Below are 647 nucleotides of genomic sequence, written 5' to 3'. Positions count from 1 at the left end.
GCGGATGATATTGACACTTTAGAAACGGAACAAACAACACAAAACACAGCTATTGCAGACAATGAAACTGCAATCGCAGATCATATTACTGCAGATGAAGATACAGATGCAACCAACGAAATTCAAACCGTAGCTTCTACTGATAGCTCTGTTACAATAACAACAGACGCAAATAACAATATCGATTTAAGTATTACTCCTTATGACGAAACGGCTTTGCAATCGCAAATCACTACTAATGCGGATGATATTGACACTTTAGAAACGGAACAAACTACGCAAAATACAGCAATTACCGATAACGCTTCAGACATTGCAGATAATGCAACTGCAATCGCAGATCATATTACTGCAGATGAAGATACAGATGCAACGAACGAAATTCAAACCGTAGCTTCTACTGATAGTTCGGTTACAGTAACCACAGATGCAAACAACAATATCGATTTAAGTGTTACTCCTTTTGATGAAACTGCTTTACAATCGCAAATCACTACTAATGCGGATGATATTAACACTTTAGAAACGGAACAAACAACACAAAACACAGCTATTGCAGACAATGAAACTGCAATCGCAGATCATATTACTGCAGATGAAGATACAGATGCAACCAACGAAATTCAAACCGTAGCTTCTACTGATAG

Annotated in this window: 1 protein-coding gene; it reads left to right on the top strand. The window is 37.6% G+C overall.

Annotated elements, in window-relative coordinates; genetic code table 11:
* A partial coding sequence (locus ACVCZW_RS00095) for a hypothetical protein (RefSeq protein ID WP_452231289.1) occupies positions 1–647 on the top strand: 647 nt, incomplete at both ends.

This window comes from Lacinutrix sp. MEBiC02595, from assembly GCF_053601555.1.
This window is presented reverse-complemented; position numbering and strand designations above follow the sequence as displayed.